Source organism: Acinetobacter sp. WU_MDCI_Abxb74, assembly GCF_025513915.1.
GTDB classification, from domain to species: Bacteria; Pseudomonadota; Gammaproteobacteria; order Pseudomonadales; family Moraxellaceae; genus Acinetobacter; species Acinetobacter calcoaceticus_C.
Genome location: NZ_JAHPRP010000001.1, coordinates 799,990 through 826,585 on the forward strand (window position 1 = coordinate 799,990; position 26,596 = coordinate 826,585).

The 26,596-nt window shown below is 40.4% G+C and carries 21 protein-coding genes; 10 read left to right on the forward strand and 11 right to left on the reverse strand.

Annotation, left to right across the window (positions count from 1 at the left end):
- Nucleotides 1-359: 359 nt before the first annotated feature.
- The 3 genes from KTH84_RS03870 to abaQ are packed head-to-tail and all read right to left on the reverse strand — an operon-like array spanning nt 360 to nt 4,259.
- Nucleotides 360-1,934: an aldehyde dehydrogenase (NADP(+)) gene (locus KTH84_RS03870; RefSeq protein ID WP_262472068.1), complete on the reverse strand. Its 1,575-nt coding sequence runs from the start codon at nt 1,932-1,934 to the stop codon at nt 360-362.
- Nucleotides 1,935-1,944: 10 nt separating this feature from the next.
- Nucleotides 1,945-2,943 (reverse strand): AraD1 family protein, encoded by a 999-nt coding sequence (gene araD1, locus KTH84_RS03875; protein WP_262472069.1) that lies wholly within the window; start codon nt 2,941-2,943, stop codon nt 1,945-1,947.
- Nucleotides 2,944-2,954: 11 nt separating this feature from the next.
- Complete coding sequence (gene abaQ / locus KTH84_RS03880; protein ID WP_197731011.1) at nt 2,955-4,259, reverse strand: multidrug efflux MFS transporter AbaQ; 1,305 nt, start codon at nt 4,257-4,259, stop codon at nt 2,955-2,957.
- Nucleotides 4,260-4,427: 168 nt separating this feature from the next.
- Here abaQ and KTH84_RS03885 point away from each other — a divergent pair, with 168 nt between their 5' ends.
- Nucleotides 4,428-6,161: an IlvD/Edd family dehydratase gene (locus KTH84_RS03885; RefSeq protein WP_262472071.1), complete on the forward strand. Its 1,734-nt coding sequence runs from the start codon at nt 4,428-4,430 to the stop codon at nt 6,159-6,161.
- 83 nt (nt 6,162-6,244) lie between these two features.
- Nucleotides 6,245-6,961, forward strand: coding sequence for a FadR/GntR family transcriptional regulator (locus KTH84_RS03890; RefSeq protein ID WP_042896165.1), 717 nt, complete (start codon nt 6,245-6,247; stop codon nt 6,959-6,961).
- A gap of 74 nt (nt 6,962-7,035) precedes the next feature.
- On the opposite strand, the gene KTH84_RS03895 is transcribed toward KTH84_RS03890, so the two are convergent.
- Both KTH84_RS03895 and KTH84_RS03900 read right to left on the reverse strand, forming a co-directional pair.
- Nucleotides 7,036-7,830 (reverse strand): TorF family putative porin, encoded by a 795-nt coding sequence (locus KTH84_RS03895; protein WP_262472072.1) that lies wholly within the window; start codon nt 7,828-7,830, stop codon nt 7,036-7,038.
- A gap of 81 nt (nt 7,831-7,911) precedes the next feature.
- Entirely contained in the window at nt 7,912-8,826 is a 915-nt protein-coding gene (locus KTH84_RS03900; protein ID WP_075431426.1) for a LysR family transcriptional regulator, read from the reverse strand.
- Between the two features lie 100 nt (nt 8,827-8,926).
- On the opposite strand from KTH84_RS03900, the gene KTH84_RS03905 reads away from it, so the two are divergent.
- The 8 genes from KTH84_RS03905 (at nt 8,927) to KTH84_RS03940 (ending at nt 18,046) form a co-directional block, all read left to right on the forward strand.
- Nucleotides 8,927-10,033, forward strand: a complete 1,107-nt coding sequence (locus tag KTH84_RS03905; RefSeq protein ID WP_262472074.1) for a muconate/chloromuconate family cycloisomerase — start codon at nt 8,927-8,929, stop codon at nt 10,031-10,033.
- A 23-nt stretch (nt 10,034-10,056) separates the two neighbouring features.
- The gene (gene catC, locus KTH84_RS03910; protein WP_003651954.1) at nt 10,057-10,347 is read left to right on the forward strand and encodes a muconolactone Delta-isomerase; all 291 of its coding nucleotides are present in this window, start codon (nt 10,057-10,059) and stop codon (nt 10,345-10,347) included.
- A gap of 161 nt (nt 10,348-10,508) precedes the next feature.
- Nucleotides 10,509-11,429, forward strand: a complete 921-nt coding sequence (gene catA, locus KTH84_RS03915; RefSeq protein WP_262472075.1) for a catechol 1,2-dioxygenase — start codon at nt 10,509-10,511, stop codon at nt 11,427-11,429.
- Nucleotides 11,430-11,575: 146 nt separating this feature from the next.
- Entirely contained in the window at nt 11,576-12,247 is a 672-nt protein-coding gene (locus KTH84_RS03920; RefSeq protein WP_133973355.1) for a 3-oxoacid CoA-transferase subunit A, read from the forward strand.
- Nucleotides 12,248-12,265: 18 nt separating this feature from the next.
- The gene (locus tag KTH84_RS03925) at nt 12,266-12,916 is read left to right on the forward strand and encodes a 3-oxoacid CoA-transferase subunit B (protein WP_262472076.1); all 651 of its coding nucleotides are present in this window, start codon (nt 12,266-12,268) and stop codon (nt 12,914-12,916) included.
- Nucleotides 12,917-13,318: 402 nt separating this feature from the next.
- Nucleotides 13,319-14,533 carry a 3-oxoadipyl-CoA thiolase gene (pcaF, locus tag KTH84_RS03930; protein ID WP_262472078.1) on the forward strand — a complete coding sequence of 405 codons (1,215 nt, stop codon included), beginning with the start codon at nt 13,319-13,321 and terminating at the stop codon, nt 14,531-14,533.
- A gap of 10 nt (nt 14,534-14,543) precedes the next feature.
- Nucleotides 14,544-15,323, forward strand: coding sequence for a 3-oxoadipate enol-lactonase (gene pcaD, locus KTH84_RS03935; RefSeq protein WP_262472079.1), 780 nt, complete (start codon nt 14,544-14,546; stop codon nt 15,321-15,323).
- A gap of 260 nt (nt 15,324-15,583) precedes the next feature.
- Nucleotides 15,584-18,046, forward strand: a complete 2,463-nt coding sequence (locus KTH84_RS03940; RefSeq protein WP_262472081.1) for a penicillin acylase family protein — start codon at nt 15,584-15,586, stop codon at nt 18,044-18,046.
- 69 nt (nt 18,047-18,115) lie between these two features.
- Here the strand turns inward: KTH84_RS03940 and KTH84_RS03945 are convergent, their stop codons facing one another.
- The 6 genes from KTH84_RS03945 to KTH84_RS03970 all read right to left on the reverse strand — a co-directional run bounded on the left by KTH84_RS03945 (nt 18,116) and on the right by KTH84_RS03970 (nt 26,591).
- Nucleotides 18,116-19,603 (reverse strand): NAD-dependent phenylacetaldehyde dehydrogenase, encoded by a 1,488-nt coding sequence (locus KTH84_RS03945; protein ID WP_262472083.1) that lies wholly within the window; start codon nt 19,601-19,603, stop codon nt 18,116-18,118.
- 33 nt (nt 19,604-19,636) lie between these two features.
- Nucleotides 19,637-20,890 (reverse strand): hypothetical protein, encoded by a 1,254-nt coding sequence (locus tag KTH84_RS03950; RefSeq protein ID WP_262472481.1) that lies wholly within the window; start codon nt 20,888-20,890, stop codon nt 19,637-19,639.
- Between the two features lie 106 nt (nt 20,891-20,996).
- Nucleotides 20,997-23,312 carry a primary-amine oxidase gene (tynA, locus tag KTH84_RS03955; RefSeq protein WP_262472084.1) on the reverse strand — a complete coding sequence of 772 codons (2,316 nt, stop codon included), beginning with the start codon at nt 23,310-23,312 and terminating at the stop codon, nt 20,997-20,999.
- Between the two features lie 210 nt (nt 23,313-23,522).
- Nucleotides 23,523-24,437, reverse strand: coding sequence for a transcriptional regulator FeaR (gene feaR / locus KTH84_RS03960; RefSeq protein ID WP_202741948.1), 915 nt, complete (start codon nt 24,435-24,437; stop codon nt 23,523-23,525).
- A gap of 198 nt (nt 24,438-24,635) precedes the next feature.
- Nucleotides 24,636-25,592: a p-hydroxyphenylacetate 3-hydroxylase reductase component gene (locus tag KTH84_RS03965; RefSeq protein ID WP_262472085.1), complete on the reverse strand. Its 957-nt coding sequence runs from the start codon at nt 25,590-25,592 to the stop codon at nt 24,636-24,638.
- Between the two features lie 45 nt (nt 25,593-25,637).
- Nucleotides 25,638-26,591: a PDR/VanB family oxidoreductase gene (locus tag KTH84_RS03970; RefSeq protein ID WP_262472087.1), complete on the reverse strand. Its 954-nt coding sequence runs from the start codon at nt 26,589-26,591 to the stop codon at nt 25,638-25,640.
- Nucleotides 26,592-26,596 lie beyond the last annotated feature (5 nt).

A 26,596-nucleotide genomic window follows, 5' to 3' on the forward strand; every position in this document is an offset into this window, starting at 1 on the left:
ATCTCTTTTTGTACAATAGCAAGCAAAATTAATAATTACTGTCCATAATTTAAAACAAGCAAACTAAGTTACCTAGAATATTATAAATACACGTAGCGATGCCATAAATTTGTCTGCCTGATAAAATTCTTCTGGAAGTTTTTAGCTATTTTCCTCGCTTCCGATGAGCACGTTTTATGAATGGCTCATGTTTAATTGATGGTATATACACAATTATTTAATAAGTCATCTTTACTAATCTAATAGGTAAATCTATTAGACGCTCAGGTGGTACTTAATTTGCCGACCCCACTGTAGATTTATTGCTATTCATAACAAATAATGAAAAAGAGACCATTAACAGGTCTCTTTTTAGTTTATTAGATCGCGCCTCTGGTCATTTCGCCATTTACAAGTCTTAAAATCTGCAATGGGTTACTGTCTTTCAAAGCCTCTGGCAATAAGCTTTGCGGATAGTTCTGGTAACACACTGGACGTAAGTAACGGTCAATTGCCAAGGTTCCAACCGAGGTGCCTCTTGCATCTGATGTTGCTGGGTAGGGTCCACCATGTACCATAGCGTCGCTCACTTCCACACCTGTTGGATAGCCATTTAACAGTAAGCGACCAGCCTTTTCTTCGAGCACAGGAACCACATCTGCAAACTCGGTTAAATCGGCTTCGTCGGCTATTAAAGTGGCTGTAAGCTGACCATTCATGCTTTGTAAGGCTTGAAGGAGCTGAGCTTTATCTGCAACTTCAATAATGACAGTTGCTGGACCAAAGATTTCTTCTTGTAAAAGCTGGTCACCCGCCAGTAATAACTCAACATCAGCTTTAAATAATTGTGGCTGAGCCTGATTGCCTTGCTGGGTTTGACCCGCCAAATGTTCAATGCCTTGGTGCTCAGTTAAGTGTTCCAGACCCGCCGAATAGCTTTTTAAGGTTCCGGCATTCAGCATGGTTTGAGCAGGTTTGCCGCCCATAATATTGGTCAGGTTAGTAATGAGCTGACTAAATTCGGCTGACTTAATTCCCAAAATTAGGCCCGGATTGGTACAGAACTGACCACAGCCTAGAACGACTGAATCTGCCAATTCCTGTGCAATTTTTTCACCACGGTTTTTTAAGGCTTCGGGCAACATTAGCATTGGGTTAATACTGCTCATTTCAGCAAATACTGGAATCGGTTGTGGGCGTGCTGCCGCCATATCACATAAAGCCCGTCCACCACGCAGTGAACCGGTAAAACCTACTGCCTGTATTAAAGGATGTTTCACTAATGGTTCACCCACACCATTGCCATAAATCATGTTAAATACGCCTTTTGGCATATTTGATTTCTCTACGGCACGTTCAATCGCCTGAGCGACAAAGTCTGCTGTCGCCATGTGACCGCTATGGGCTTTCACCACCACCGAACATCCTGCCGCAAGTGCAGAAGCGGTGTCGCCGCCGGCAGTTGAAAAGGCTAATGGAAAGTTACTTGCACCAAATACAGCAACGGGGCCAACACCGATTTTAATCTGGCGTAAGTCTGGTCGTGGTAAGGGCTGACGCTCTGGCAAAGCAGTATCAATACGGGCGCCTAAAAAGTCACCACGGCGCAACACTTTGGCGAACAGACGCATTTGTCCACTGGTACGTCCACGCTCACCTTGCAAACGGGCAAGCGGTAAAGCAGTTTCTTGTGAAACGACCTCTAGAAAATTTGTACTTAAAGCATCAAGTTCATCGGCAATATTTTCTAAAAAGGTGGCACGCTGTTCAGGAGAGGTATGACGGTAAGTTTTAAAAGCTTGACTGGCTGCTTCACAAGCCTGATTCACTTCCTGTTCAGTTGCATGGCGAAACTCATAAGGCAGAGATTCGCCCGTCGTTGCATTCACACTTTTTAATAGTGTTGTACTTTGAGCACTGCGTGAACCGCCAATAAAGTTGTATCCAATGACCATTTTAAATTCCTTAAAGTGTAATGACTGAACCAATAGGTAGTTCTGGTTGTGTAGGGGCAAGTTTGTTTTTAAGCGGGTAGCCAAACTCTTTCATCTCTATTTCAAACTCATCGTTGACCTGCGCTTGAATACCATCGGCAAAAGATAAAGTCGCTGTACCGAAATAGTGAATGTGAACATCGCCTGCTTTTAAAAATTGTTGATACTTAAAGTGGTGATATTCTAGATTTGCCAAGCTATGACACATATTGTCTTCACCCGACAGAAACTCTTTTTCCCAAATGATTTGTCCATCACGGCGCAAACGGCTGGTTCCCACTAAATGTTTTGGTAATTCGCCTGTCCGTAAAGCTGGACCAAAACTGCAAAAACGCAATTTTGAATGAGCTAGATATAGATAATTACGGCGTTCCATCACATGATCAGAATATTCATTACCCAGTGCAAATCCGATTCGGTAAGGCTTTAAGTCTTCGCCAATGACATATAGGCCTGCAATTTCAGGTTCTTCTCCGCCATCTTCGGCAAAGGGAGGTAAAGGTAATTCAGCCCCCGGTCTTACCACAATTGAACCATCGCCTTTATAGAACCATTCTGGTTGTGCGCCCACCTGTCCTTCTGTTGGACGGCCCTTTTGTAGACCCCACTGAAATATCCGCATGGTGTCTGTGACGGAGCTATCATCGCTTAAATTTTGTTGATGCATTTTGTCTCGTGCAGATGCAGAACCTAAATGGGTTAAACCTGTGCCAGAAATTAAACAATGTGTCGGATCTGGATGGTCCAATGGTGGCAAGACTTTTAGGTCTGCTAATAAAGATGAATAATCATAGGTCTCTGATTCAAACCCTAACGCCTCAACTTGCTGTTCCAATGAAACTTTATTACGAATTGCCAAAAGTGCTAAATCACGAACCGATTGAATATTTTTAACCGGATACACCATGTTGCCTTCCACTTTTGCGACGGCACGCTGATTTGCACGATTTTCAAATTGAATAATTTGCATGTTTTATTCCTTTAGAATGGCTTTTGAATATTCACTGTTTGTGTTTTTTGACGTTCGAGCTTGGCATATACGATGTAGGTCAAGATCAAGCCGAAAATCATGACAATTGATAAGAAATACAAACCAGCAGCCATATTTCCTGTGTATTCTTTTAAAAGTCCGATACCAAACGGCCCGACATAGCCACCTAAATTCCCAACAGAATTGATTAAGGCAATACCAGCAGCAGCGCTTGTGCCTGTTAAGAAACGCCCCGGTAAAGTCCAGAACACAGCCGTTGATGAAAATAGGCAAAATGCAACCACAGCCAAAGCAGCCAATTGCATGACTGGAGAATGTAACCAACCACTTAAAAACATTGCGCAAGCGCCTAATGCGTAAAGAAAACTTAAGTGTCCATAACGGTCATTTAGACGGTCGGTACTGCGTGGAATAATGAGAAGACCAATAATTCCGAAAATGTAGGGAATGCTAGACAAGAAACCAATTTGAAGATCGGTGCCGCCTCCAAATTGTTTGATAATAGAAGGCAACCACAGATTTAGACCATAAATACTTAAAGTTACTGGTAAATAGTAGAGTGCCAATAAAAGTACGCGTTTATCTTTTAAAGCATGTAATGGATTGGCGTGTCGAGTTTGATCGTATTCCGCTTCATCTTTAATAAGTTCATTTTTAAGCCATTGCTTTTGCTCAATGCTCAACCATTTCACTTTATCAATATTATCTGGCAGCCAAAGGAATGTTGGTAAAGCTAATAAAACCGCAGGCAATCCAACTGCAATAAATAACCATTGCCAACCATGTAAATTTGCAATGCCATCCATGCCAAGTAATAGACCTGCTAAAGGCCCAGCAATCATCATGGCAATGGGCTGTGAAAGCACAAACATGCCCATGATTTTTCCGCGGTGGCGTACCGGATACCATTGCGTAATCAGATATAAAACACCCGGAAAAAAGCCTGCTTCAGCTACACCGAGTAAAAACCGTAGAAAATAAAAGCTTTTTGGTCCTTGAATGAGTGCCATTGCCATGGTGATTAAACCCCACGTCAACAAAATGCGGGTAAACCATTTACGAGCGCCAAATTTATCTAAAAGCAAATTACTTGGAACTTCAAAAAGAAAATATCCAATAAAAAATAGACCTGCTCCTAGACCATAGGCTGCGTCGCCAATTCCAACATCAGCACCCATGTGCAAATGAGCAAAACCAACAGCAGCCCGATCGATATATGCGACCAGATAAAGTATGACTAATGCAGGTATGAGCTTAAACGTGACCGTCCGTATTACATCCTTTTCAAAATCCATCTTTGTCTCCATTTCCATTATTTATGTATAGAGCTTCTTGCTCACAAATAATCATTTTTATTTAAAATATAGTATTACTATTTAAATTTCAAACCTTTTAAAAGTAATTTTTTTAGTGTATTTTGATTTAAATAAATTTAAATAGTAATACTATATAGGGAAATTTGTATGGAAAACAAACAAGTTCTTCGTTCAGCAGCCTGGTTTGGTACAACTGATAAAAATGGCTTTATGTATCGTAGCTGGATGAAGAACCAAGGAATTCCTGATCATGAGTTTCAAGGTAAACCGATCATTGGAATTTGTAATACATGGTCTGAACTCACACCCTGTAATGCACATTTTCGAAAAATTGCCGAACATGTAAAAAAAGGGATTTTGGAAGCAGGCGGTTACCCTGTGGAGTTCCCAGTGTTTTCAAATGGTGAATCAAATTTGCGTCCAACCGCTATGTTCACGCGTAACTTGGCCAGCATGGATGTTGAAGAAGCCATTCGTGGCAACCCTATTGACGGAGTCGTGCTACTTACAGGTTGTGACAAAACCACACCTGCATTATTAATGGGTGCTGCAAGCTGTGATATTCCAGCAATTGTAGTGACTGGTGGCCCAATGCTTAACGGTAAACACAAAGGTAAAGACATTGGTGCAGGCACAATTGTTTGGCAAATGCATGAAGAATTAAAAGCAGGCAAAATTGATTTAAATGAATTTTTATCTGCCGAGTCTGGCATGTCACGCTCGGCAGGTACATGTAATACCATGGGCACAGCTTCTACAATGGCTTGTATGGCAGAAGCTTTAGGTACGTCTTTACCGCACAATGCAGCTATTCCAGCAGTTGATTCTCGGCGTTATGTATTAGCTCACCTATCGGGTATGCGTATTGTCGACATGGTGCATGAAGATTTACGTCTATCTAAAATTCTAACCAAAGAAGCTTTTGAAAATGCCATTAAAGTCAATGCTGCAATTGGTGGTTCAACCAACGCCGTGATTCACTTAAAAGCAATTGCGGGACGTATTGGAGTTGATTTACAACTCGATGACTGGAACCGTGTGGGCCGTGGCATGCCTACCATTGTTGACTTACAGCCTTCTGGCCGTTTTTTAATGGAGGAGTTTTATTACAGTGGTGGTTTACCAGCCGTGATTCGTCGTATGGGCGAAGCGAATTTATTACCACATCCACAAGCGTTAACCGTAAATGGTCAAGCCATTTGGGAAAATTGCCAGCAGTCACCTATTTATAATGATGAAGTCATTCGAAAAATTGATAATCCAATTCGACAAGATGGAGGGATGTGTATTTTACGTGGCAATTTAGCGCCCAAAGGTGCTGTGCTCAAACCCTCTGCTGCGACACCCGAACTCATGAAACACCGTGGCCGTGCAGTCGTATTTGAAAACTTCGATGACTATAAAGCTCGCATTAACGATCCGGACCTTGATGTCGATGAAACATGTATTCTTGTCATGAAAAATGCTGGTCCTAAAGGATATCCTGGGATGGCCGAAGTTGGAAATATGGGGTTACCTCCAAAAGTTTTAGCCAAAGGCATTACCGATATGGTCCGTATTTCCGATGCACGTATGAGTGGTACAGCATACGGCACCGTAGTTTTACATGTTGCACCCGAAGCCATGGCGGGCGGGCCTTTAGCCGCAGTTCAAAATGGTGACTTTATCGAACTCGATGCCTATGAAGGAAAACTTCACCTAGAAGTGAGTGATGAAGAACTTCAACAACGTCTTGAGAGTTTAGCGCCTCCAGCACCGCCAAGTTTTATTGGTGGCTACCGCAAACTCTATGTAGAACACGTTTTACAAGCCGATGAAGGTTGTGATTTTGATTTCTTGGTTGGCTGCCGCGGTTCAGAAGTTCCACGCCATTCTCACTAAATTTATTTCTATAAAAAGATGACCTTGTTAAAAGACAAGGTCATCTATACCATAGGATATTCAACGTGTCGTAATAGTAAAATATGAGCAAAGCTGACTATAAAAATCCTATTCCTAGCAAAAGCCAACATGCATTAATTGTTCAACAACTCGGGCTAAAAATTGTTTCTGGAGAAATTTCGGAAAATGAAAAGCTGCCAAGTGAAGTTGATTTGTGTGAGGAATACAAAGTCAGCCGCCCTGTTTTTCGTGAGGCGATACGTGTTTTAAATGCCAAAGGTTTAACTTACTCAAGGCCTAAAATTGGTACTGTTGTTAGACCTAAAGATGAATGGCATTTACTCGACCCAGATGTACTTTTTTGGCTGATTCAAACGACTCCTGAACATGAGTTTTTTAAGACTCTCTCTACCGTACGACGAGTTCTTGAACCAGAGTTAGCTTATATTGCAGCAAGCACAGCCACCGATGAAGATATTCAACGTATTAAACATGCCTATGAAGGTATGGAAAAAGCTGTAACGGTGGAAGAATTTATAGAACCGGATATTCAATTTCATCTGGCGATTGCCAAAGCAACACATAATGACCTATTGGCCTATATGTCAAAAATGCTGGTTTTACCCTTACAGCAATCTATTCAGGTCACCAGTCTACGCCCAAATTTACAAGGTCATTCATTGCCAAGGCATAAAGCAATTTTGACAGCAATTGAAAATAAAGATCCATTATCAGCACGCCATGCGTCACTCGTTCAATTAGACGATACTAAAATGGCTTACGATTTAATCAAAAAATAATTTTTATACATCTTAATTATTTAGCACCTGATTATCCCAAGACAAAGTAATCAGGTGTTTTTTATATTTTGAAATTAGAAAACCTTTTTCACTGATACCGTAAATGTTGAGTCAATCGGATTCGAAATAGGTGCATCTGGCTCACCATTACTATACTTCTTATAGAACCCATCCTTATCCCAAGCTTTGGTGTAGGCTAATCCTGTATTCCAACCGTCACCTAAATCTTTAATAAGTTCGACTTTAACATCCTGAAAATTAGCTTCTGAGAAATTTTTAATTCTTTCATAGCCATAATGGGCACCAAAAGTCCAAGTTTCATTTATTGGCTGCGTAAAAGTTAAATCCAGATATGTTGTTCCTCTTGAGCGTTTACCTTCTGGACCACCCATCGTATTTGAGTTATAACCTGCATAATCTGGCGTATAGGTAATAAAGTATTTAAGCGTTAAAGGTCCATAACCAATTTGCGGCACAATTTCGCCATAGTCATAACTGGTACTACCCGTTTCAGGTGTGCTTTCAGCTCCTGGATAGTAGTAATAAAAAACCGTCATGCCAGCCGAAAACTTATCAAAAGTTTTTAAGTAACCAGCATAAAAGTCCCACTCAACTGAAGCATCTCGAAGATAGTTAGAACTCACATTTGATGCCCAAGTACCCACAAATAATCCATTCGGATTTGCATAATCTAAACCAATCTGTAAAGCTGGTTTACCCCATGTTTGTTGGAAACCACGTGATATATATTGACTCGCGAAAGTTACATTTGCACTGTATGGAGAAATTTGTTCTTGTTCATTTAATTGTTCAGCATGTACAACACCAGTAGACATAATGAGAGAAGCTATTCCTAAAATTTTTCTCATTCAATAATTCCTTTTACATATTACCTATAGGTTTAAAGTTTTAAAATAACATGAAAATTCAATTTTAATCGTATTAAAAATTTATAAATTCAAATTTCTAGACACTTCTTCTTGGCTATAGATCTCTTCAATACAATCTAAAATTTTAGGAATATACGAACTTTGATCCATGTTTCGCATAGATAGAGAAATCGGACTATAAGCTTCTAAGTCTAAGATATTTAAGTAAGTTAAATTCTTCATTCCAATGTCACAGGCACTTTCTGGAATAATACAAATCCCTTCTCCGGACGCCACGAGTCCCAATGCCATATGAATTTCTCGCACTTCGGTGAATTTGGCTGGAATTAAACCTAACTTGGTAAATAAAGCTTGAATAGTGGTGGAAAAGTTCGGCTTAGGCGTAGTTGGATAAGAAAAAATCGTCTCATTAATGATTTGAGATAAATAAATTCCCGAATCTTGAAATTCACTTAAAGGATGTTTTTTATGAATCGCTAATTTTAATTTTTCTTTTCTGAGTAGAAGTCTTTTAATGGCTGGATCACTAATGGGTAATCGACCAAAACCTAAATCGATTTTCCCTAATTTTAAAGCTTCAACCTGATCTCGTGTTCCGCACTCAATCAGTTCAACATGAATGTCAGGATTTTTTTGTCTAAATAGATAAATGATTTGTGGTAGACGCCCGTAAAGCAGTGAGCTGACATAACCTACTTTGACAATGTTATCGACCAGCTTCATTTTTTTAGCCATAGAAGCCGCTTGAGCGGTATGCGTTAAGATTTGTACCGCATGTTGGTAAAAAAACAGGCCTGCTTCTGTCGCTTTTAATGGACGTGAACCTTTCACAAACAAATCAATCCCTAACTCTTCCTCTAGCTTTTTGATTTGACGCGTTAAAGGTGGCTGGGCAATAAAAAGCTTCTCAGCCGCTTTTGTCAGGCTTTGCTCTTCAACAACGGTAACAAAATAACGTAGATGTCTTAATTCCATTAATATACCTTTTTAGTATCTTAAAATACCGTTCTATATCTATTTTAGGCTATTACATTCTTCTATGGTATGTAAATAAGTTTGAAATAGTTGAAACTTCATGTATAGAACCATAGAAACCATACTTGTGGATATTCCAACTATCCGTCCTCACCAGTTGTCTGTAACCACAATGCGTACTCAGACTTTGGTGCTCGTTAAAATTACGACTACGGATGGTATTGTCGGTTGGGGTGAAGCGACCACCATTGGTGGACTGAACTATGGTGAAGAAAGTCCTGAAAGTGTCAAAGCCAATATTGATACTTACTTTGCACCATTACTCACATCAGTTAAAGATTTAAACGTTGCTCAAACACTAAAACTGATTCGTAAAAATATTAATGGTAACCGTTTTGCGAAATGTGCCATTCAGACTGCCCTACTTGATATTCAGGCAAAACGTTTAGGCGTGCCATTAAGCGAAGTTTTAGGTGGACGTCTACGCAATAGTTTACCTGTACTTTGGACTCTGGCGTCTGGCGACACAGAAAAAGATATTGCTGAAGCGCGAAAAATGATTGAGTTGAAACGTCATAACACGTTCAAGCTCAAAATTGGCTCACGCCCTTTACAGCACGATGTTGACCATGTCATTGCAATTAAAAAAGCACTTGGCACAGATATTAGTGTACGTGTTGATGTAAATCGTGCATGGTCAGAGCTGGAATGTATTCAAGGTATTCAACAACTGCAAGATGGCGGAATCGACTTAATCGAACAACCTTGTGCTATTCAAAATACTGAAGCACTTGCTCGTTTAACCCATCGTTTTGATGTCCCAATCATGGCTGATGAAGCTTTAACTGGACCAGACAGTGCGTACCGTATTTCAAAAAATCATGGCGCCGATGTATTTGCAGTAAAAATTGAGCAATCTGGCGGTCTAATTGAAGCATGTGAAGTTGCCAAAATTGCAGGTTTGGCTGGAATCGACCTTTATGGCGGCACCATGCTTGAAGGCCCTGTAGGTAGCATTGCGTCTGCTCATGCATTTGCAACTTTTGAAACATTAGCATTCGGTACCGAATTATTTGGCCCGTTATTACTGACCGAAGAAATTTTAAAAGAACCTTTACACTACGAGAACTTTGAATTGCACTTGCCAACAGCTCCAGGCCTAGGCATTGAAATTGATGAAAACAAAGTTGAGAAGTTACGTCGCTAAGGCAACAGGATAAGGAGTTTCCCATGTTATTTCATGTACGTATGGATGTGCATATTCCACTTGATATGCCAGCCGACAAAGCAAATGAAATTAAGGCCGTTGAAAAAGCCTATTCGCAAGACTTACAACGTCAAGGTAAATGGCGTCACATCTGGCGAGTTACAGGTCAGTACTCAAACATCAGTATTTTTGATGTAGAGAGCAATGAGGAATTGCACAATATTTTACAGGGATTACCCCTCTATCCTTACATGAACATCGAAGTCATGGCACTTAATCGCCACCCTTCTTCTGTTCGTGATGATGATTCGTAAATCAAAAAGAATTTTTAAATGTGATTTCTGAAGTCCATTTAAAAACTAAATATATTGATTCAGAAGGTAACAAGGAATGTGGCAGTCATTATTCGCTAGCAAAACAAAATGCCCGCAACACTGCCACCCAAAACCGTATTGCATACTTAAGGAGTTTTAGTATGAACCGTCAACAAATTGATGCGCTTGTAAAACAAATGAATATCGACACAGCTAAAGGCCAAGTCGATGCACGTGTTCAGCAAATTGTAGTGCGCCTTCTCGGGGATTTATTTCAAGCCATCGAAGATTTAGATATCCAACCGTCAGAAGTATGGAAAGGTCTGGAATATTTCACAGATGCAGGCCAAGCCAATGAACTTGGACTGTTGGCAGCTGGTCTAGGTCTTGAGCATTACCTTGATTTACGTGCTGATGAAGCCGATGCCAAAGCAGGCGTTGCTGGTGGTACGCCTCGTACCATCGAAGGCCCACTTTATGTAGCTGGTGCGCCTGAAACTGTTGGTTTTGCACGTATGGATGATGGTACTGAAACAGGTAAAATCGATACCTTAATTATTGAAGGTACTGTGACAGATACAGATGGCAAAATCATTGAAAATGCAAAAGTTGAAATATGGCATGCCAACAGCTTGGGTAATTACTCATTCTTTGACAAGTCTCAATCTGACTTTAACTTACGTCGTAGTATTTTGACTGATGCTGATGGTAAATATGTTGCGCTAACGACTATGCCTGTTGGTTATGGTTGCCCTCCAGAAGGAACCACCCAAGCGCTTCTTAACAAGTTAGGTCGTCATGGTAACCGTCCATCTCACGTTCATTACTTCGTTTCTGCACCGGGTTTCCGCAAGCTTACAACTCAATTCAACATTGAGGGCGATGAGTATTTATGGGACGACTTTGCTTTTGCAACCCGTGATGGCTTAGTTGCAACAGCAGTTGATGTAACTGACCCAGCTGAAATTCAACGTCGTGGTTTAGATCACGCTTTCAAACACATCACATTTAACATTGAACTTGTGAAAGACGCCGCTGCTGCACCTTCTACTGAAGTTGAACGCCGTCGCGCTAGTGCTTAATGATCTAAGTCAGATGGATTAAAAATTCGCTTTTAATCCATCTTTTTGGAAGCTTTATTTATGACTACCGCTAAGAATTTCGAATAAATTTTTAGCGGTAGTCATAAATAATCTACACCCTTACCCCACGTTTTAAGGTTTTTCACATGATTGACAAAAGTAAGTCCTCACTTACCGAGGTTCTGTCGCAAATTAAAGATGGTGCCACCATCCTGATTGGTGGTTTTGGTACCGCAGGACAACCCGCTGAACTCATTGACGGACTGATTGAACTGGGTGTTAAAGATTTAACGATTGTCAGCAACAATGCCGGTAATGGCGATTACGGTCTGGCTAAATTGCTTAAGGCTGGTTCAGTGAAAAAAGTCATCTGTTCTTTCCCGCGTCAATCAGACTCTTATGTGTTTGATGAACTGTACCGTGCCGGAAAGGTTGAGCTTGAAGTCGTACCACAAGGTAACTTGGCTTGTCGTATTCAGGCAGCAGGTATGGGACTTGGGGCTGTGTTTACCCCAACAGGCTTTGGCACACTTCTAGCTGAAGGTAAAGAAACCCGTGAGATTGATGGTAAAGACTACGTACTTGAATATCCAATTAAGGCGGACTTCGCCTTAATTAAAGCTTACAAGGGCGACCGTTGGGGCAATCTGGTTTACCGTAAATCTGCACGTAACTTTGGCCCAATCATGGCCATGGCGGCTGATGTCACCATTGTTCAGGTTTCTGAAGTAGTTGAACTGGGTGGATTAGACCCAGAGCACATTATTACCCCGGGTATCTTTGTACAGCACGTTGTACAAGTCGCGCCAGCACAGTAAGCAATAAGGAGAAATAACATGAGCTACCAGAAACTCAGCCGTGACCAGATTGCAAAACGTGTGGCACAAGATATTCCAGATGGTGCCTATGTGAACTTGGGCATTGGCTTGCCGACCAAGATTGCAAGCTACTTACCCAACGACAAAGATATTTTCCTTCATTCTGAAAATGGTTTATTGGCTTTTGGCCCGCCACCTGCGGAAGGTGAAGAAGACCCTGAACTGATTAATGCAGGTAAAGAGTTTGTGACCATGCTCGAAGGTGGCAGCTTTTTCCACCATGGCGACTCATTTGCCATGATGCGTGGTGGTCACCTTGATATTGCAGTACTTGGAGCCTTTCAGGTTGCCGCGAATGGTGACTTGGCGAACTGGCACACGGGTGCACCGGATGCGATTCCTGCTGTTGGTGGTGCGATGGATTTGGCAGTAGGTGCCAAGAAAGTATTTATCACCACAGACCATGTGACCAAGCAAGGTGAGCCGAAGATTGTAGCTGAGCTGAGCTATCCGGTGACGGGTAAACGCTGTGTTGACCGTATTTACACTGACCTTTGTGTGATTGATGTGACCAAAGATGGTTTAAAGGTGATTGAGAAAGTGGAAGGTCTCAGCTTTGATGAGTTACAGGCTTTGACTGGTGCAACTTTGATTGATGCAACGAATTAAGTTTTTAAAAATATATTCACTATCGTGACAGGCGACATGGATGTCACCCGTTGGACAGGGAGGCAAGGAAGCCTCCTCTGTTCAACAAAGGTTTTTGTTACTTTTGACCTTTCAAAAGTAAGGTATCGCTTACACAACAGACCTACGTATATCACGGTAAATTACAGCTGTGATGTCATTCGTTGATATGAAAATTTATAGATCATCACAACGGAGTCTTATCTGTTTAAGCCAGATGCCACGAGCTAATTCGTGTCACTTTTTTAAAAAAGTAACCAAAAATCTTTGTTACTCAGACACAACATCCCTGTTGTGCTGAGCAACGAGGCGACATCCATGCCGCCACCGCGAAATACCTACGGAGAATGGCTAAAAGGCCTGAAGTAAAGGACAAAAGTTAGAATGAAAAACGCTTATATCATCGATGCTATCCGTACTCCATTCGGCCGTTATGCCGGTGGCCTTGCACCTGTCCGTGCCGATGACCTTGGCGCTATACCGATTAAAGCCTTAATGCAGCGTAATCCAAATGTAGATTGGGAACAAGTTGATGATGTGATCTATGGCTGTGCTAACCAAGCCGGTGAAGACAACCGTAATGTTGGCCGTATGTCAGCATTGCTTGCAGGTTTACCGTATCAGGTTCCAGCAACCACCATTAACCGTTTGTGTGGTTCTTCACTCGATGCCATTGCTATGGCAGCCCGTGCTATTAAGGCAGGTGAAGCGAACTTGGTTATTGCTGGTGGTGTAGAAAGCATGAGCCGTGCACCCTATGTGATGGGTAAGTCAGACAGTGCTTTTGGTCGTAGCCAGAAGATTGAAGACACCACCATGGGCTGGCGTTTCATTAACCTTAAACTTAAAGAATTGTATGGTGTAGACACCATGCCCCAGACTGCCGAGAACGTAGCTGAAAAGTTTAACGTGAATCGTGCAGATCAGGACCAGTTTGCCTTGGCGAGCCAACAACGCACCGCAAGCGCGCAAGCCAAAGGCTTTTTTTCTAAAGAAATCGTAGCAGTTGAAATCCCTCAGCGTAAGGGTGATGCTGTTGTGATTGATACCGATGAACATCCACGTGCATCAACCACGCTTGAAGCTTTAAGCAAACTTAAACCTGTTGTAAAAGCAGATGGCACAGTTACTGCGGGTAATGCTTCAGGTATTAATGATGGTGCAGCAGCACTGCTGATTGCTTCTGATGAAGCAGTTCAAGCTTATAACTTAAAGCCACGTGCCAAAATCATTGCTTCAACAGCAGTGGGTGTAGAACCTCGTATTATGGGTTTTGCTCCAGCACCTGCAATTAAAAAGCTTCTTAAACAAGCCAACCTGACTTTAGATCAGATGGACGTAATTGAGCTTAACGAAGCTTTTGCTGCACAGGCTTTGGCAGTCACCCGTGATTTAGGTTTGCCAGATGATTCTGCCAAGGTAAATCCAAACGGTGGTGCAATTGCATTGGGTCATCCACTTGGCGCTTCAGGTGCACGCCTCGTAACAACAGCTTTAAACCAGCTTGAACAAACAGGTGGACGTTATGCCTTATGTTCAATGTGTATTGGTGTGGGTCAAGGCATTGCACTCATTATTGAACGTGTTGAAGCACATTAAGGAGAAACAAATGCCATCTTTTCAATCTGCTGATGCACAAATTAACTATCAAACTTTTGGCGAACCCTCTTCCCCTGCTCTGGTATTTTCCAACTCTTTGGGCACCAACTATGCCATGTGGCAAAAACAGTTTAATGAGTTAAAAGATCAATTTTTTGTGATCTGCTATGACACACGTGGTCACGGTTCATCATCTACACCTGACGGCCCATACACTGTCGCGCAATTAGGTGAGGATGTTGTCCGATTACTAGACCACCTGAATATTAGCAAAGCTGCTTTTTGTGGAATTTCTATGGGCGGTTTAACAGGTCAATCGCTTGCAATTCACTATCCAGACCGTTTTAGTCATGTGGTTGTAGCAAATACTGCCGCTAAAATTGGACAAGAACAAGCATGGCTTGACCGTGCAAAATTAGTACGTGAGCAAGGTTTACAACCAATCGCAGCTACAGCAGCTTCGCGATGGTTTACAGATCCCTTTATCCAAAGTCACTCTTCAATTGTCACCAACCTGTGTAACGACTTAAGTGCTGGCAGCGCAATGGGTTATGCCAATTGTTGTGAGGCTTTGGCTAAAGCGGATGTCAGGGAGCAGTTAAAAGATATCAAAGTTCCAGTATTAGTGATTGCTGGAACTCAAGACCCAGTAACAACCGTTGCAGATGGTGAGTTTATGAAGCAACGCATTCCGCAATCAAAGCTTGCAGAAATAGACGCATCTCATATTTCCAATGTCGAGCAGCCAGAAGCTTTTAATAAAATCTTAAAAGATTTTTTAGGGAGCTAATTTAGCTTTTATAAAATTCATTCATTTCTAAAAAGGCCAAATATGGCCTTTTTTTATTAGCTCAAAATAAAAATCTAAATAACTTGTTCGAGAAGGTATAAATATATACCTCAAATTTAATGGAAAATTACATGGATAAATAACAGTATTTTAAATTCATGAACAGGGCTTGTTCATCAGTGACGTGAATCTAAGAACTTTCTTAAATCATTCACTTCTACATCACAATGAAAGTAAGGATATCTAAATTGAACATACTTATGCTGAACTCTCGGCCTCACCCTACACGCCCTTTAATTAAATATGGAATATTACTTTTAAGTGCGCTTTTAGCTGGTTGTAATTCTTCGTCAAGTTTAGACCCCACACCGACACAAAAGCAGATCACAATTAAGCGCGATAAATTCGGTACACCACATGTATATGCAAATGATACCTATGGACTTTTCTATGGTTATGGATATTCGGTAGCGACCGATCGATTATTCCAGATGGAAATGTCAAAACGTACAGGACTAGGCACTGTTGCTGAGGTACTCGGCCCCGACTATCTTCAATATGATATTGCTACACATAGCCGTTTTGACCCAGAAAATATTAAACAGCAACTTGCCGCGCTCTCACCTGAAGATCGAGCAATTTTTGAAGGTTATGCCGCTGGTTTTAATAAACGGGTAAAAGAAGTTTTAGCAGATCCGACTCTTATGCCTAAAGAGTTCACAGTTCATGGCTTTAAGCCCTCAACGTGGCAAACAGAAGATATTGCTATGGTTTGGGTGGGCTTAATTTTAAATCGCTTCTTTTCAGCAAGTTATGAAGTCTCAAATTTAGATTTACTCACACAACTGCAAAAAGAAAAAGGCCAAGAAGAAGGCCTTAAAGTCTATCAACAATTACGCTGGCTAGATGACCCAAGCGCTCCGACTATTATTCAATCTGCACAAAAAACACAGCTAGTAGCACGCCAACAGCAAATAATTAAAGACATTAGCCCCATCTCGAATAAAGCAGCAAAAACCTATTTAGCCCAAGCTCGCATTGCTTTAGGTAAAAGTGTGGTAGATGGTGTACCGACTGCAAGTAATGCTTGGGTTTTAAAAGGTGATAAAACCATTGAAGGCCAAGCAGTTTTATATAATGGCCCCCAACAAGGCTGGTATACACCAGCAATCACCTATAGCATTGGTTTACATGGCGCTGGCTATAATTTGACTGGTATTACTCCAGTTGGATTACCTGCAATTTTATTTGGAACTAATGGAAAAATAGCATGGGGGTCTACCGTAGGTTCGCTCGATACTAGCGATGTTTACCAACTCACTTTAAATCCAAGCAATTCAAAAGAATATTTATATAAAGGGAGTTATATTCCATTTGAGCACAAACAAGTAAAAATTAAAGTTAAGAATCAAGCTGACCATGTTTTAGATGTTTATAAGAGCAAACAAGGTTTTGTAAGTACATGGGATGAAAATACCCATACGGCGTACGCACAAAAACGTAGCTGGGAAGGCGTAGAAATTGAAAGCTTATTAGGATGGGCGAATGCCGCGAAGGCCTCTAACTGGGATGAGTTTCTTGCTCAAGCCAAACGTGTCGCTGCATCTATCACTTGGTTCTATGCCGATACTAAAAATAATATTGGTGTTGCTGCTTTAGGCCGCTTACCTATTCGCCCTGAAAACCAGCATATTCAACTTCCAGCTAAAGGCGATGGTTCAATGGAGTGGCAAGGTTTTTATGACTTCTCACACAACCCTAAAGAATACAATCCGCAAAAAGGTTATGTCACAAGCTGGAATAACAAAGCATATGCTGGCTTACGCTCAGATTCATCAAACTTTTCTTATGTCGATCGGGTCAATGAACTGCTTGAACCTCTAGAAAGTAAACCTAAACTGAGTCAGCAAGAAATTTGGGAAATTAATAAAATGGCAGCATGGTCTGATTTAAATGCACGCTATTTTGTGCCTTATATGATTAAAGCTGCACAAAGTCCTAAAGCATCGCCATTAGCAAAAAAAATAGCTCCTTTACTTGCCAATTGGGACCTTAAATTACGTCCAGACAGCGGAGCAAAATACTATCAAGGTGCAGCACCAGCAATTACACGTGTATGGCTCAATCAAATGATTGAACTGGTACTCAAACCTAATCTTTCAGAGAATATTTATAAGCGTTATACCGATACGCTTTATCCAGTAAATAATGATCCACGGAGTGCACAACCAGCGAGTGCATCGAAATTAGTCTGGAATGCACTGCAAGGAAAACAGGCAAGCGTTCCTCAGAACGTTGATTTCTTAAAAGGACAAACAGCAGATGAGGTTGTGTTAAAAGCTTTAGAAAACGCGCTGACTGAACTTTCAAATCAATATCACTCTACTGACCCGAATGACTGGAAAATTCCGGTCGCAACCATGGGCTTTTCTAGCAAAAATTCGGTAGGTATTCCATGGGCTGATCCATCGCATGAACAACAGCTCAGCACTTATGGAAATACGGGAAGTGCAACCTTCAGAGTGGTTTTAAATCCAAATCAAGTCACGATGTGTTCAATTTTAGCTCCTGGACAAAGTGGCTTTATTAATCAAAATGGAAAACCTGATGCCCACTTTGCTGACCAACTCCCTTTATTTGAAAGTTACAAATGCAAAGATGATGCCGTTAGCCAAAAGCAAATCGACCAATCAACTCAACAAAGCATCACTTTAAACTATTAACTTTTAGTCCAATTTTTATTTTAAAGACAGAGGTTTGTTATTTATAAAATGACAAACCTCTTTATTGGCTTAATACCGAATCATGACCGATTTTAATTCAGTGTAATCTTCAATAAATGCATCTGAAAACTCTCTGCCTATCCCTGAAGCTTTAACGCCGCCAAATGGAACCGATGGATCCAAGAAAGTATGCATATTGACCCATAAAGTCCCTGCTTCAATTTTAGGAATTAAACGCAAAGCTTTGGACAGATCATTTGTCCAGATACTTGCAGTTAAACCAAAGCGTGATTGATTCATAAGCTGAATAAGCTCTTCATCAGTTTCAAACGGCATTACTCCGACCACTGGACCAAACGTCTCTTCTGAAAATAAAGGATCATCCGTATTTTTAAAGGAAATTAAAGTCGGCTGCACAAAATATCCTGTCTGATCTAAAGCCTCACCCCCTGCAATAATCTGGTTGTTGGCTTTAGCCAAATCTAAATAATGTTTCACTTTATGAAAGTGTGGCTGATTAGAGAGTGGACCAAACATACTTCCCTCATCCATAGCCGATCCAATTTTGAATTGAGATAGTGCTTTGGATAGCTTTTCGACTAGTTCATCATATTTTGTGTGGTGTACAAAAAACCGCTCTGGAGATGCGCAAACTTGACCTTGATGCACAAAAGTTGCTTGCAACAAAGTCGGTAAAATCTCATCAATATTTGCATCAGCCAAGATGGCTATGGCATTTTTACCACCCAACTCCAGACTTACACGGGTTAAATCACTGCTCATTGCGAGCTTGCCAATCGCAATACCTGTTGGTACTGAACCTGTAAACGAGACTTTCTTAACGAGCGGCGATTCAATTAAATATTGTCCTGTATCGCCCTTACCTGTTACTACATTAATTACACCAGCCGGTATACCTGCCTCAATGGCAAGTTCGGCTAAACGTAATAAAGATAAACTGGCAAACTCACTTGGTTTAAGCACAATGGTACAGCCAGTTGTTAAAGCTGACCCAATTTTCCAAACACCAATCATGAGTGAAAAATTCCAAGGCACAATACCTGCGACTAAGCCAATCGGTTGTCTTAAAGTAAAGGCCGTATATTTTTCACCTTGCATGGAAGGAATAGAAGGTTGCATGGTTTGGCCATTAATTTTGGTTGCCCAACCAGCAAAGTATCTTAAGAAAATAACAGATTGTGCGACTTCAAGATGGCGGGAAATATTAATGAGTTTTCCAGTAGACAATGACTCAATCTGAGCAAGTTCTTCACCATATTGCTCAATTAAATCAGCCAGTTTATTCAGTTTAACGCCACGTTCATACGGTGTCGTTTCCGCCCAAGCATTTTGGAAAGCATGTTCAGCACTTTTCACGGCGCTTTCAACGTCTTGTTGACTACCAATACTAATTTGAGCAACCACTTGTTCAGTCGATGGATTTACTATATCCACTTTATCTAAATGCTCAGCAGCAACTAACTTTCCATCAATAAAGTGTCCATGTTGACGTGCCATAAATTGCTGTACGCTTGCTAGAATTTGAACTTCACTCATTTTTATTTCTCTCAATTCATTTAAAAGGGTCTATTAATAGATGTATTGCAGAATCAACTGTGCATACACATTGGTTTTGTCATCGTAGTTTTGAGTGCCGCCACTCTGGATATCCTGTTTAGGCTTATAGAGTCCAACCAACGGAATAACATTGAATTTTTTATTGACGGACCAAACCGAGAACACATCCAGCTCATGTCCATCCACATTACTTAAAGACTTATTGACTGTTTTGAACTTATAGGCCAAAGCACCTAACATGAAATTTTCTTTTAAGTTCATCATGTAAGAGACTTGGTGAATATCTGCATTTTTATTGAATGGGCCAGCATAATTTCCGGCAATTTCGCCCTGAAACCACGTGCCAAACCCAACCGTATTTCCATAGAACATCGGATCGTATTGGTCTGAAAAATGGCTAAAACGGTAACCTAATGAGGGCGTATATTTTGAAGATAAAAAGTTATAGTTCAGCCCTACGTAACCTGCATTTTCTTGACCATCTTTTTTATCTTGAATAACAAACTCAGACTTCACCTGTAATTCAGGTAAAGGTTGATAATTCAAACGCAAGGCATAATTTTTAAGGTCTTGTCGTCCTGAAACTTGTTCAGCATCTTCAAGGTCTAATACATTTAAGTAAGTAAACCCAACACCCTTATCTTTAAGCTGATACATCAGATCAGTTACAAAGAGTTCAGATGAAAATTGTGCTTTATTATTCGATTTTAAATAAGCCAGTTTTAGCGTTGTATTCTCTTGCGGTTTGTATTGAAGCAGACTGGTAAAATCAAAGCTGCGTCGTGCTGCCAGATAATATGCCCCGCCTCGGTCTAAGGCGCCATCTGCTGGAGATTTGCCGAGATTTAATGCATCACCCGCAATGAAAAAACCATCACCAATCATGATATTTTGTCGGCCAATACTTAAATCATAGGTAGCCAACTCATCTTTATTGGTACCGTCTTTAAAGCCAATGATCCATTCATTCACATCTGTTTTGCGTTCCTTACCATTACTATTTTGGCCTGCGTCGCCATCGCCAAATGTTGCTGAGCTAATACCACTCAAGCTTGCATAGAGCTGATTATTTTTAAAGGTATATTGCCCTTTAGCACCATATTTAAGGTGGCCTTCTTGCCAATTTATTCTTTCGTCTTCTATGTTTTCGCCGTTATAACTTTTACCACTGCTAAAAGCCCCAAAAGTTGCTTCAAAAGTCGGTTTAATTTCAAGCTCACCAGCATGTGCAGTTGAAAAAAATGAGACAAAGAGAGTCCCTCTCATCACTTGAGAAAGTAGAGTTTTCATACAGAATTCCTTTTTGCGAACGGCTTACCAGCGCTCAGGAATGGGTAGCTTATTCGTTACCCATTCTGGCTCACGCACATTTTTAGTGATGGTCGTGCTGCGTGTTTTGCTCTTCTTCACCCAAGTTTAAAGTCGGCGTGTTGTCAAAGAAGTTCCAAGGTTTGATGAGGGTATTGACCCACTCTGTCGGCATGATTGGCCATTCTTCAGCACGTGCCACATGAGTTGTGCCTGTTGTCATCCAGACCACGAGGTCTTTATTTTCAATATTTTCGTTGTTGCCAATGAATTGTCCTAACCCTGTGTCATGAGTCGAACGGTTTGAATATTTACCTTCAGGATAGCGTTCATCCTGATTATATTGCGTCACCCAAATTTGCTTATCCATAAAGTTCAAACGTTTAAATAACCATTCATCTTTAGAAAAATTAGCACCCTTCGCCACAGGGTGTGTTCCACCTGCAAAAGGAATGAGTTGGTAAGAAACCGGATTACCTAATTTATTTTCTTTGTTGAAATTAGTCAGTAAGCGAATGGTAGACGGATCAAATTTTTCAGCCGAATTTTGCTCATTCGTAATGACTTTACTATCGATTTGCATTGTGCTTGTACGAACACCACCTTTGTCATTGGCCTTTACTACAGGGTCCATATGCATAAAGCTGTTGTTTTCTCCATCTACATCCATATCTAAGCGGAAGTTATAGATATGTTGATGCGTTGTACCCACAATATTATGGTCAATCAAAGTTCCATATTTGGTGTCTTCTTTGGCGGTACTGTCATGCATGGTGCGTGATTTAACGCCTTTAACAGCTTCAATACCCGTTGCACCCGCATTAATCCCAATTACACCATTTTGGGCAAATACCCAGTCAAACATGTAATCGTAGTTTCCGACCGTACTAATCCAGCGCACCACAAGTTCACGGCGGGCCTCACTGGCATCTTGATTACCAAAAATTTCATGATGTTTATATTCAGGTCCAGCATAACGTTCAAACACCGCAATAGCATTTGGAATTACTTGTGGTTGGCCTTTGTAATCTGCAATCACGGCATCAAGTAAAACAGCGTTGTCTGGTGCATCAGTTCCCGGAAGAATAGATGAGGTAAGGGTTCCCATCCCATATTCGCCAGAGTCCAAATAAGATTTGAAGTACCATCCAATATCAGGGTCGCCATATGGAACCACCATTCCACCAAGGTTACCTTCATACATGACTTTACGCTTAACACCTTTATCTTTATAGGTCACTGTTGAAAGCTGTAAGCCAACACGAGAGTCTAAGGCCACATGCAAACACCAATTCCCCCAATGTATGGTTTGGCCAGTAATGCTAAAGTTCTTGCCCTCAGGTTCAGAAATATTGAGTGGTTTTAGCTTACTTGCTACTGGCTTATTCGACATATAAGGTCGATTTGCCATCGGCACAGGAATGATCGCACCTTCTTCAATCTTAATAATTTTTTCTTTATCTAAATCGACTACAGCAACTAAATTTTCAATTGGATGCGCCCAATAATTACCATCTCCTACATCGAGGTAAGCAACGACTTTTAATATATTGAGTTGTTTATCAAGTCCATCTTTACCGCCAAAATATCCAACGGTCAGTGGTGTAGCAATCACTTTCTTCACATCTGTGATGCCGCGTTTGCGTAAAGCATCTTGATACTCTTTACTTGTCTCAATTACACGCTGTACGGCCTCAAAATTATCTAGAAGCACCATTCCATGAGTGTCTTTAAGTACATTCCATTTGGTGACTTGTTGAGTGTTAAGATTAACTTCACCTTCAATCGCTTGACTCCCCTTTAACAAAATGAAAGATGCAATTCGAGCGTCTTTAAATTCTTTGTGATTAATAAAGTAATCCCAAACTTTTGCTTTTTCAGGCTCTTTAAGCTTTAACTCGGCAAAACGCATATTTTTATAGGCGTATTTCGAGCGGTTAATGACATCAAATGTCTTTTTAATTTCGTCGGAATTTAAGCTATTAAGTGGATGAAATGTATTTTCAATTTTAAAGGTTTGATCTAAACCAGACTGGAAAACTTCATTAAAAAAATCTTTTCCAATAACAGGTTTACCATCTTTAATTAGTAAAGGCACACTGAGCTTGAAAGGTTTGCCATTCACCAAAACCTGATCTGAGTTAGGTTTAGCTCTAACCACCATAGAACCCTTGGTAATCATATAAGTATTGGTAAAATCATCTTTTACAACTTTAGCGCCCTGCTCACCCATGTTTTGATAAAGAGACACCATTTCGGCCTTTCCACCATGAGCATAAGCTTGAGTATTGATTCCCCAAAAGCTTGCAGCGATTGATAAGTTAAGTGCCAGTATTTTTTGTATGTCATTCAATAATCGTTGTTTACGCATTGGTTTCATCCTTTTCATCTATCCCTGAACTATCTGAATCAGACAGTTAAAAATGCACTTTCCTGTGAGTGAAATTCATTAGACCAACTTAATAGTTCTATAGTTATTAAGCTTATCTAACCTGCTCTAATGAATTTAATTTCAACACAGTTACATCGGGCTAGCTTGTTCAAGAATGACGTCGAACTTGTCTAAAAATGACATCGAAAAATTAAAGAATTAAGCCAATCTACTCTCTCTAAATTCTTTAGGAGAAATACCATAAGTCTTTTTAAAGATTTTTGAAAAATGCGCACCATCCCAAAAGCCCCATTTCAAAGCAATTTGGGTAATCGAGCTTTGTTTGTTTCTTTTATCGAGTAAATCTGCTTTGACTTTTTCTAGGCGTTTGAGCTGTATATATTTGTTAATAGATAGATTTTCTTGCAGAAACAAACGGTAAAGATGACGTAGCGACACCCCAATATGCTCTGCAATTAATTTAGGGGTTAAATCCGGTTTTGCTAAGTTTTCTATAATATAGCGCTCAGCTTTTTCCATCAGGTTATTAGAGCTATTAATATTTTTATAATTAATTGTAGGTTTGATTAAAGCAATTAATGCATCTTCAAAAGCATTACCATCTTCGGTTGCATACCAGAGTTTAATATTTTCAGCAGACATGTTTTTCAAAATATTCTTGAGTAAAAAACCACTCATATTTTGAGTAATCAGCTTTCCAAAATATTCAGTACTAATATTTTCTTTAAGTAATTTTTCACGCGACAAGTGCACTGAAATCTGGCTAACCAACCCTTGCGGGTACATCGAAATGGTTTCGACCGGATCTACCAACACAATATCGCCTTCATTCAGGCTAAGAGTCTCATTTTTATATTCGAGCAGCATTTTTCCTGAATACTGCAAAATCAAAAAGCAAAAACGATTATTCACTCGATCGATTTCATCGGCTTTTCGGACAATCTTATTTGCATTATTTCTGATAAAAGCAATTTCGGTGTCACCCAATAAAAAACATTGAACCTCTCCAATGAATAAATTACGCGTACCATCAAAATCTGTTTCAAAATTTCCGCAAACATTCTTGATATGGGTTGTCCAATTCAACAATGCATCACTTACATATTGGTTCATCCCTTACCTCTCTATACACGTGCCACCGCGAAATATTTTCTTTCGCGGTAGTTCACTGTCTTGGCTTATTTGCAATCATGTTTTATTGATAAACAAATTGTGTGCCAAAAAATTCCTTATCCTTGGAATTCTTTTGATTATAGTCAGCTAGATGTAAAGAAGCTGATAAATCAATTCAATTTATCAGCTTAATGAGGCTTATGCTACTCCTGCAAAGTCTCGCAGCATGGTAATAAAAATATCCTTTTGTTCCTCAGAATATTTTTTAAACACTTCATTTTGGTGGCTATCGGCAATATCAAATAAATACTGCGCCGTTTGTTTACCTTTCTCGGTCAGTGCGTATAAATTATCGTGATCGACCAGCAATCCTTCAAATTTTAAAATTTCGGCCGATCTCTCTACCTCTTGCATTGGCATGGCAATATCTCGTGGTAAATCTTCTTTACTTGAAGCAGTACCACTGGCCAAAACCAGCAAGAGCCGTGATTCACTGGTTCGAAAGCCAGAAGCCATTTGCTTAGGAATATAGTCGGTTTGATAAGCTTTAAAAGCACGGCTCATCAAGTAACAGACATTATTATATAAGTGCCCATAATGTGTTTGGTCTACGCCGTTCTGTTCCGTCTGTTTAACTTGAAGGCTTGGATGCGGCATTACACAAGAATATGCACCTTGATGGTAAACCAGCGGGCTTCGACCTTGGTCATGAAAACGGACTACTTTGCCAACAATAATCCAGTGGTCACCACCTTCAATAACCTGATAACGTTCGCACTCAAACACCGCAGAACAATTTTCTAAAATGGGTGCGCATTCGACACCAAGCTGAAAGTTTGTGTCTGCAAATTTATCAATATTACGTCTCGAAAACTTATTAGACAGCTCAATTTGCGTGCCCGATAAAATATTGACGGCAAAATGTGTCGCTTCTTCAAACACTGAAAAACTTGAAGACTTTTTATCAATACTCCACAAAATAAGTGGTGGATCGAGTGATACTGAGTTAAAACTATTTGCAGTTACACCAACTTTCTCACCTTGTGCATTTTGTGCGGTAACGATAGTAACGCCTGTTGCAAAATTTCCTAATGCCCGTCGAAACTGTAGTGGATCAACCGTAAACTCATCTATTTGTTGTAATACATTCATCATCTTTCTCCTAAATCTTTTCTTATATCCATATAAATCGCGAGAACATTAGATATCTAAAACTAATCTCGGTGTTTTAGAGCGTGAACAGCACACTAATATTTGCTCATTGCTGGCTTTTTCTTCATCAGTAAAGTAAACATCTCGATGATCAGGTTCACCTTCAATCACATCGCACATGCAGGTTCCGCATACGCCTTGTTCGCAAGACATTTCAATCTCGATGCCTTCTTTAGCCAAAGCCTGCAAAATGGTTTCGCCAGCTTCAACCATAATGATTTTTCCGCTACGCTCAGCCACCACCTCAAATGAATCTCCTGAGGTGTCGGTTTCGACTTGGAAATATTCTTTGTGGATTTGCTGCTCAGGAAAATTGTGAGTCGTAGCAAGGTTAATCACCCAGTCCATAAAACCGACTGGACCACAAGTGTAAATATGGCTTTCAAGATCAATATCTTTAATGGCAGATTCAAAAAACGCTCTGTGGCTTGCACCTTCGGATTTAAAATGGAAGGTTGTGTATTTTGCTAACTCACCATTTTTAATTTCATCAACAAAAGCACAGTTTTCAGGGCTAGCGCCACAGTAGTGAAGTTCAAATGATTCACCTTCATGGGCAAGTTGATATGCCATTGTGATTAACGGCGTAATCCCGATTCCACCGCCAATCAACACACTGTGTTTGGCTTTTAAAAGTGGAAATAAATTTTTTGGTTCACTGACCTGAATTTGCATGCCATCTTTAATTTCATCAAAAGCCGAGACCGATCCACCACGTGATTCTGGGTCACGTAAAATTCCAAGGCGGAACTTTCCTTCGTCATTTGGATTTTGACAAAGTGAATATTGACGTACCATACCATTCGGTAAGTGCACGTCAATATGTGCACCAGCTTCAACTTTTGGCAATGCTGCGGAGGTTGCAGATTCAAACTCCATGACTGCAATATTTCCACCTTCCACATGGCGATTTTTAACGACAACATCATAAAGTGTAGTCATGATTC

What these genes read in the sequence shown, in the direction of transcription:
- KTH84_RS03870 (WP_262472068.1), bottom strand. Translation starts at nt 1,934, where the DNA reads ATGGTCATTGGATACAACTTTATTGGCGGTTCACGCAGTGCTCAAAGT.
- araD1 (WP_262472069.1), bottom strand. Translation starts at nt 2,943, where the DNA reads ATGCAAATTATTCAATTTGAAAATCGTGCAAATCAGCGTGCCGTCGCA.
- abaQ (WP_197731011.1), bottom strand. Translation starts at nt 4,259, where the DNA reads ATGGATTTTGAAAAGGATGTAATACGGACGGTCACGTTTAAGCTCATA.
- KTH84_RS03885 (WP_262472071.1), top strand. Translation starts at nt 4,428, where the DNA reads ATGGAAAACAAACAAGTTCTTCGTTCAGCAGCCTGGTTTGGTACAACT.
- KTH84_RS03890 (WP_042896165.1), top strand. Translation starts at nt 6,245, where the DNA reads ATGAGCAAAGCTGACTATAAAAATCCTATTCCTAGCAAAAGCCAACAT.
- KTH84_RS03895 (WP_262472072.1), bottom strand. Translation starts at nt 7,830, where the DNA reads ATGAGAAAAATTTTAGGAATAGCTTCTCTCATTATGTCTACTGGTGTT.
- KTH84_RS03900 (WP_075431426.1), bottom strand. Translation starts at nt 8,826, where the DNA reads ATGGAATTAAGACATCTACGTTATTTTGTTACCGTTGTTGAAGAGCAA.
- KTH84_RS03905 (WP_262472074.1), top strand. Translation starts at nt 8,927, where the DNA reads ATGTATAGAACCATAGAAACCATACTTGTGGATATTCCAACTATCCGT.
- catC (WP_003651954.1), top strand. Translation starts at nt 10,057, where the DNA reads ATGTTATTTCATGTACGTATGGATGTGCATATTCCACTTGATATGCCA.
- catA (WP_262472075.1), top strand. Translation starts at nt 10,509, where the DNA reads ATGAACCGTCAACAAATTGATGCGCTTGTAAAACAAATGAATATCGAC.
- KTH84_RS03920 (WP_133973355.1), top strand. Translation starts at nt 11,576, where the DNA reads ATGATTGACAAAAGTAAGTCCTCACTTACCGAGGTTCTGTCGCAAATT.
- KTH84_RS03925 (WP_262472076.1), top strand. Translation starts at nt 12,266, where the DNA reads ATGAGCTACCAGAAACTCAGCCGTGACCAGATTGCAAAACGTGTGGCA.
- pcaF (WP_262472078.1), top strand. Translation starts at nt 13,319, where the DNA reads ATGAAAAACGCTTATATCATCGATGCTATCCGTACTCCATTCGGCCGT.
- pcaD (WP_262472079.1), top strand. Translation starts at nt 14,544, where the DNA reads ATGCCATCTTTTCAATCTGCTGATGCACAAATTAACTATCAAACTTTT.
- KTH84_RS03940 (WP_262472081.1), top strand. Translation starts at nt 15,584, where the DNA reads ATGCTGAACTCTCGGCCTCACCCTACACGCCCTTTAATTAAATATGGA.
- KTH84_RS03945 (WP_262472083.1), bottom strand. Translation starts at nt 19,603, where the DNA reads ATGAGTGAAGTTCAAATTCTAGCAAGCGTACAGCAATTTATGGCACGT.
- KTH84_RS03950 (WP_262472481.1), bottom strand. Translation starts at nt 20,890, where the DNA reads ATGAGAGGGACTCTCTTTGTCTCATTTTTTTCAACTGCACATGCTGGT.
- tynA (WP_262472084.1), bottom strand. Translation starts at nt 23,312, where the DNA reads ATGAAACCAATGCGTAAACAACGATTATTGAATGACATACAAAAAATA.
- feaR (WP_202741948.1), bottom strand. Translation starts at nt 24,437, where the DNA reads ATGAACCAATATGTAAGTGATGCATTGTTGAATTGGACAACCCATATC.
- KTH84_RS03965 (WP_262472085.1), bottom strand. Translation starts at nt 25,592, where the DNA reads ATGATGAATGTATTACAACAAATAGATGAGTTTACGGTTGATCCACTA.
- KTH84_RS03970 (WP_262472087.1), bottom strand. Translation starts at nt 26,591, where the DNA reads ATGACTACACTTTATGATGTTGTCGTTAAAAATCGCCATGTGGAAGGT.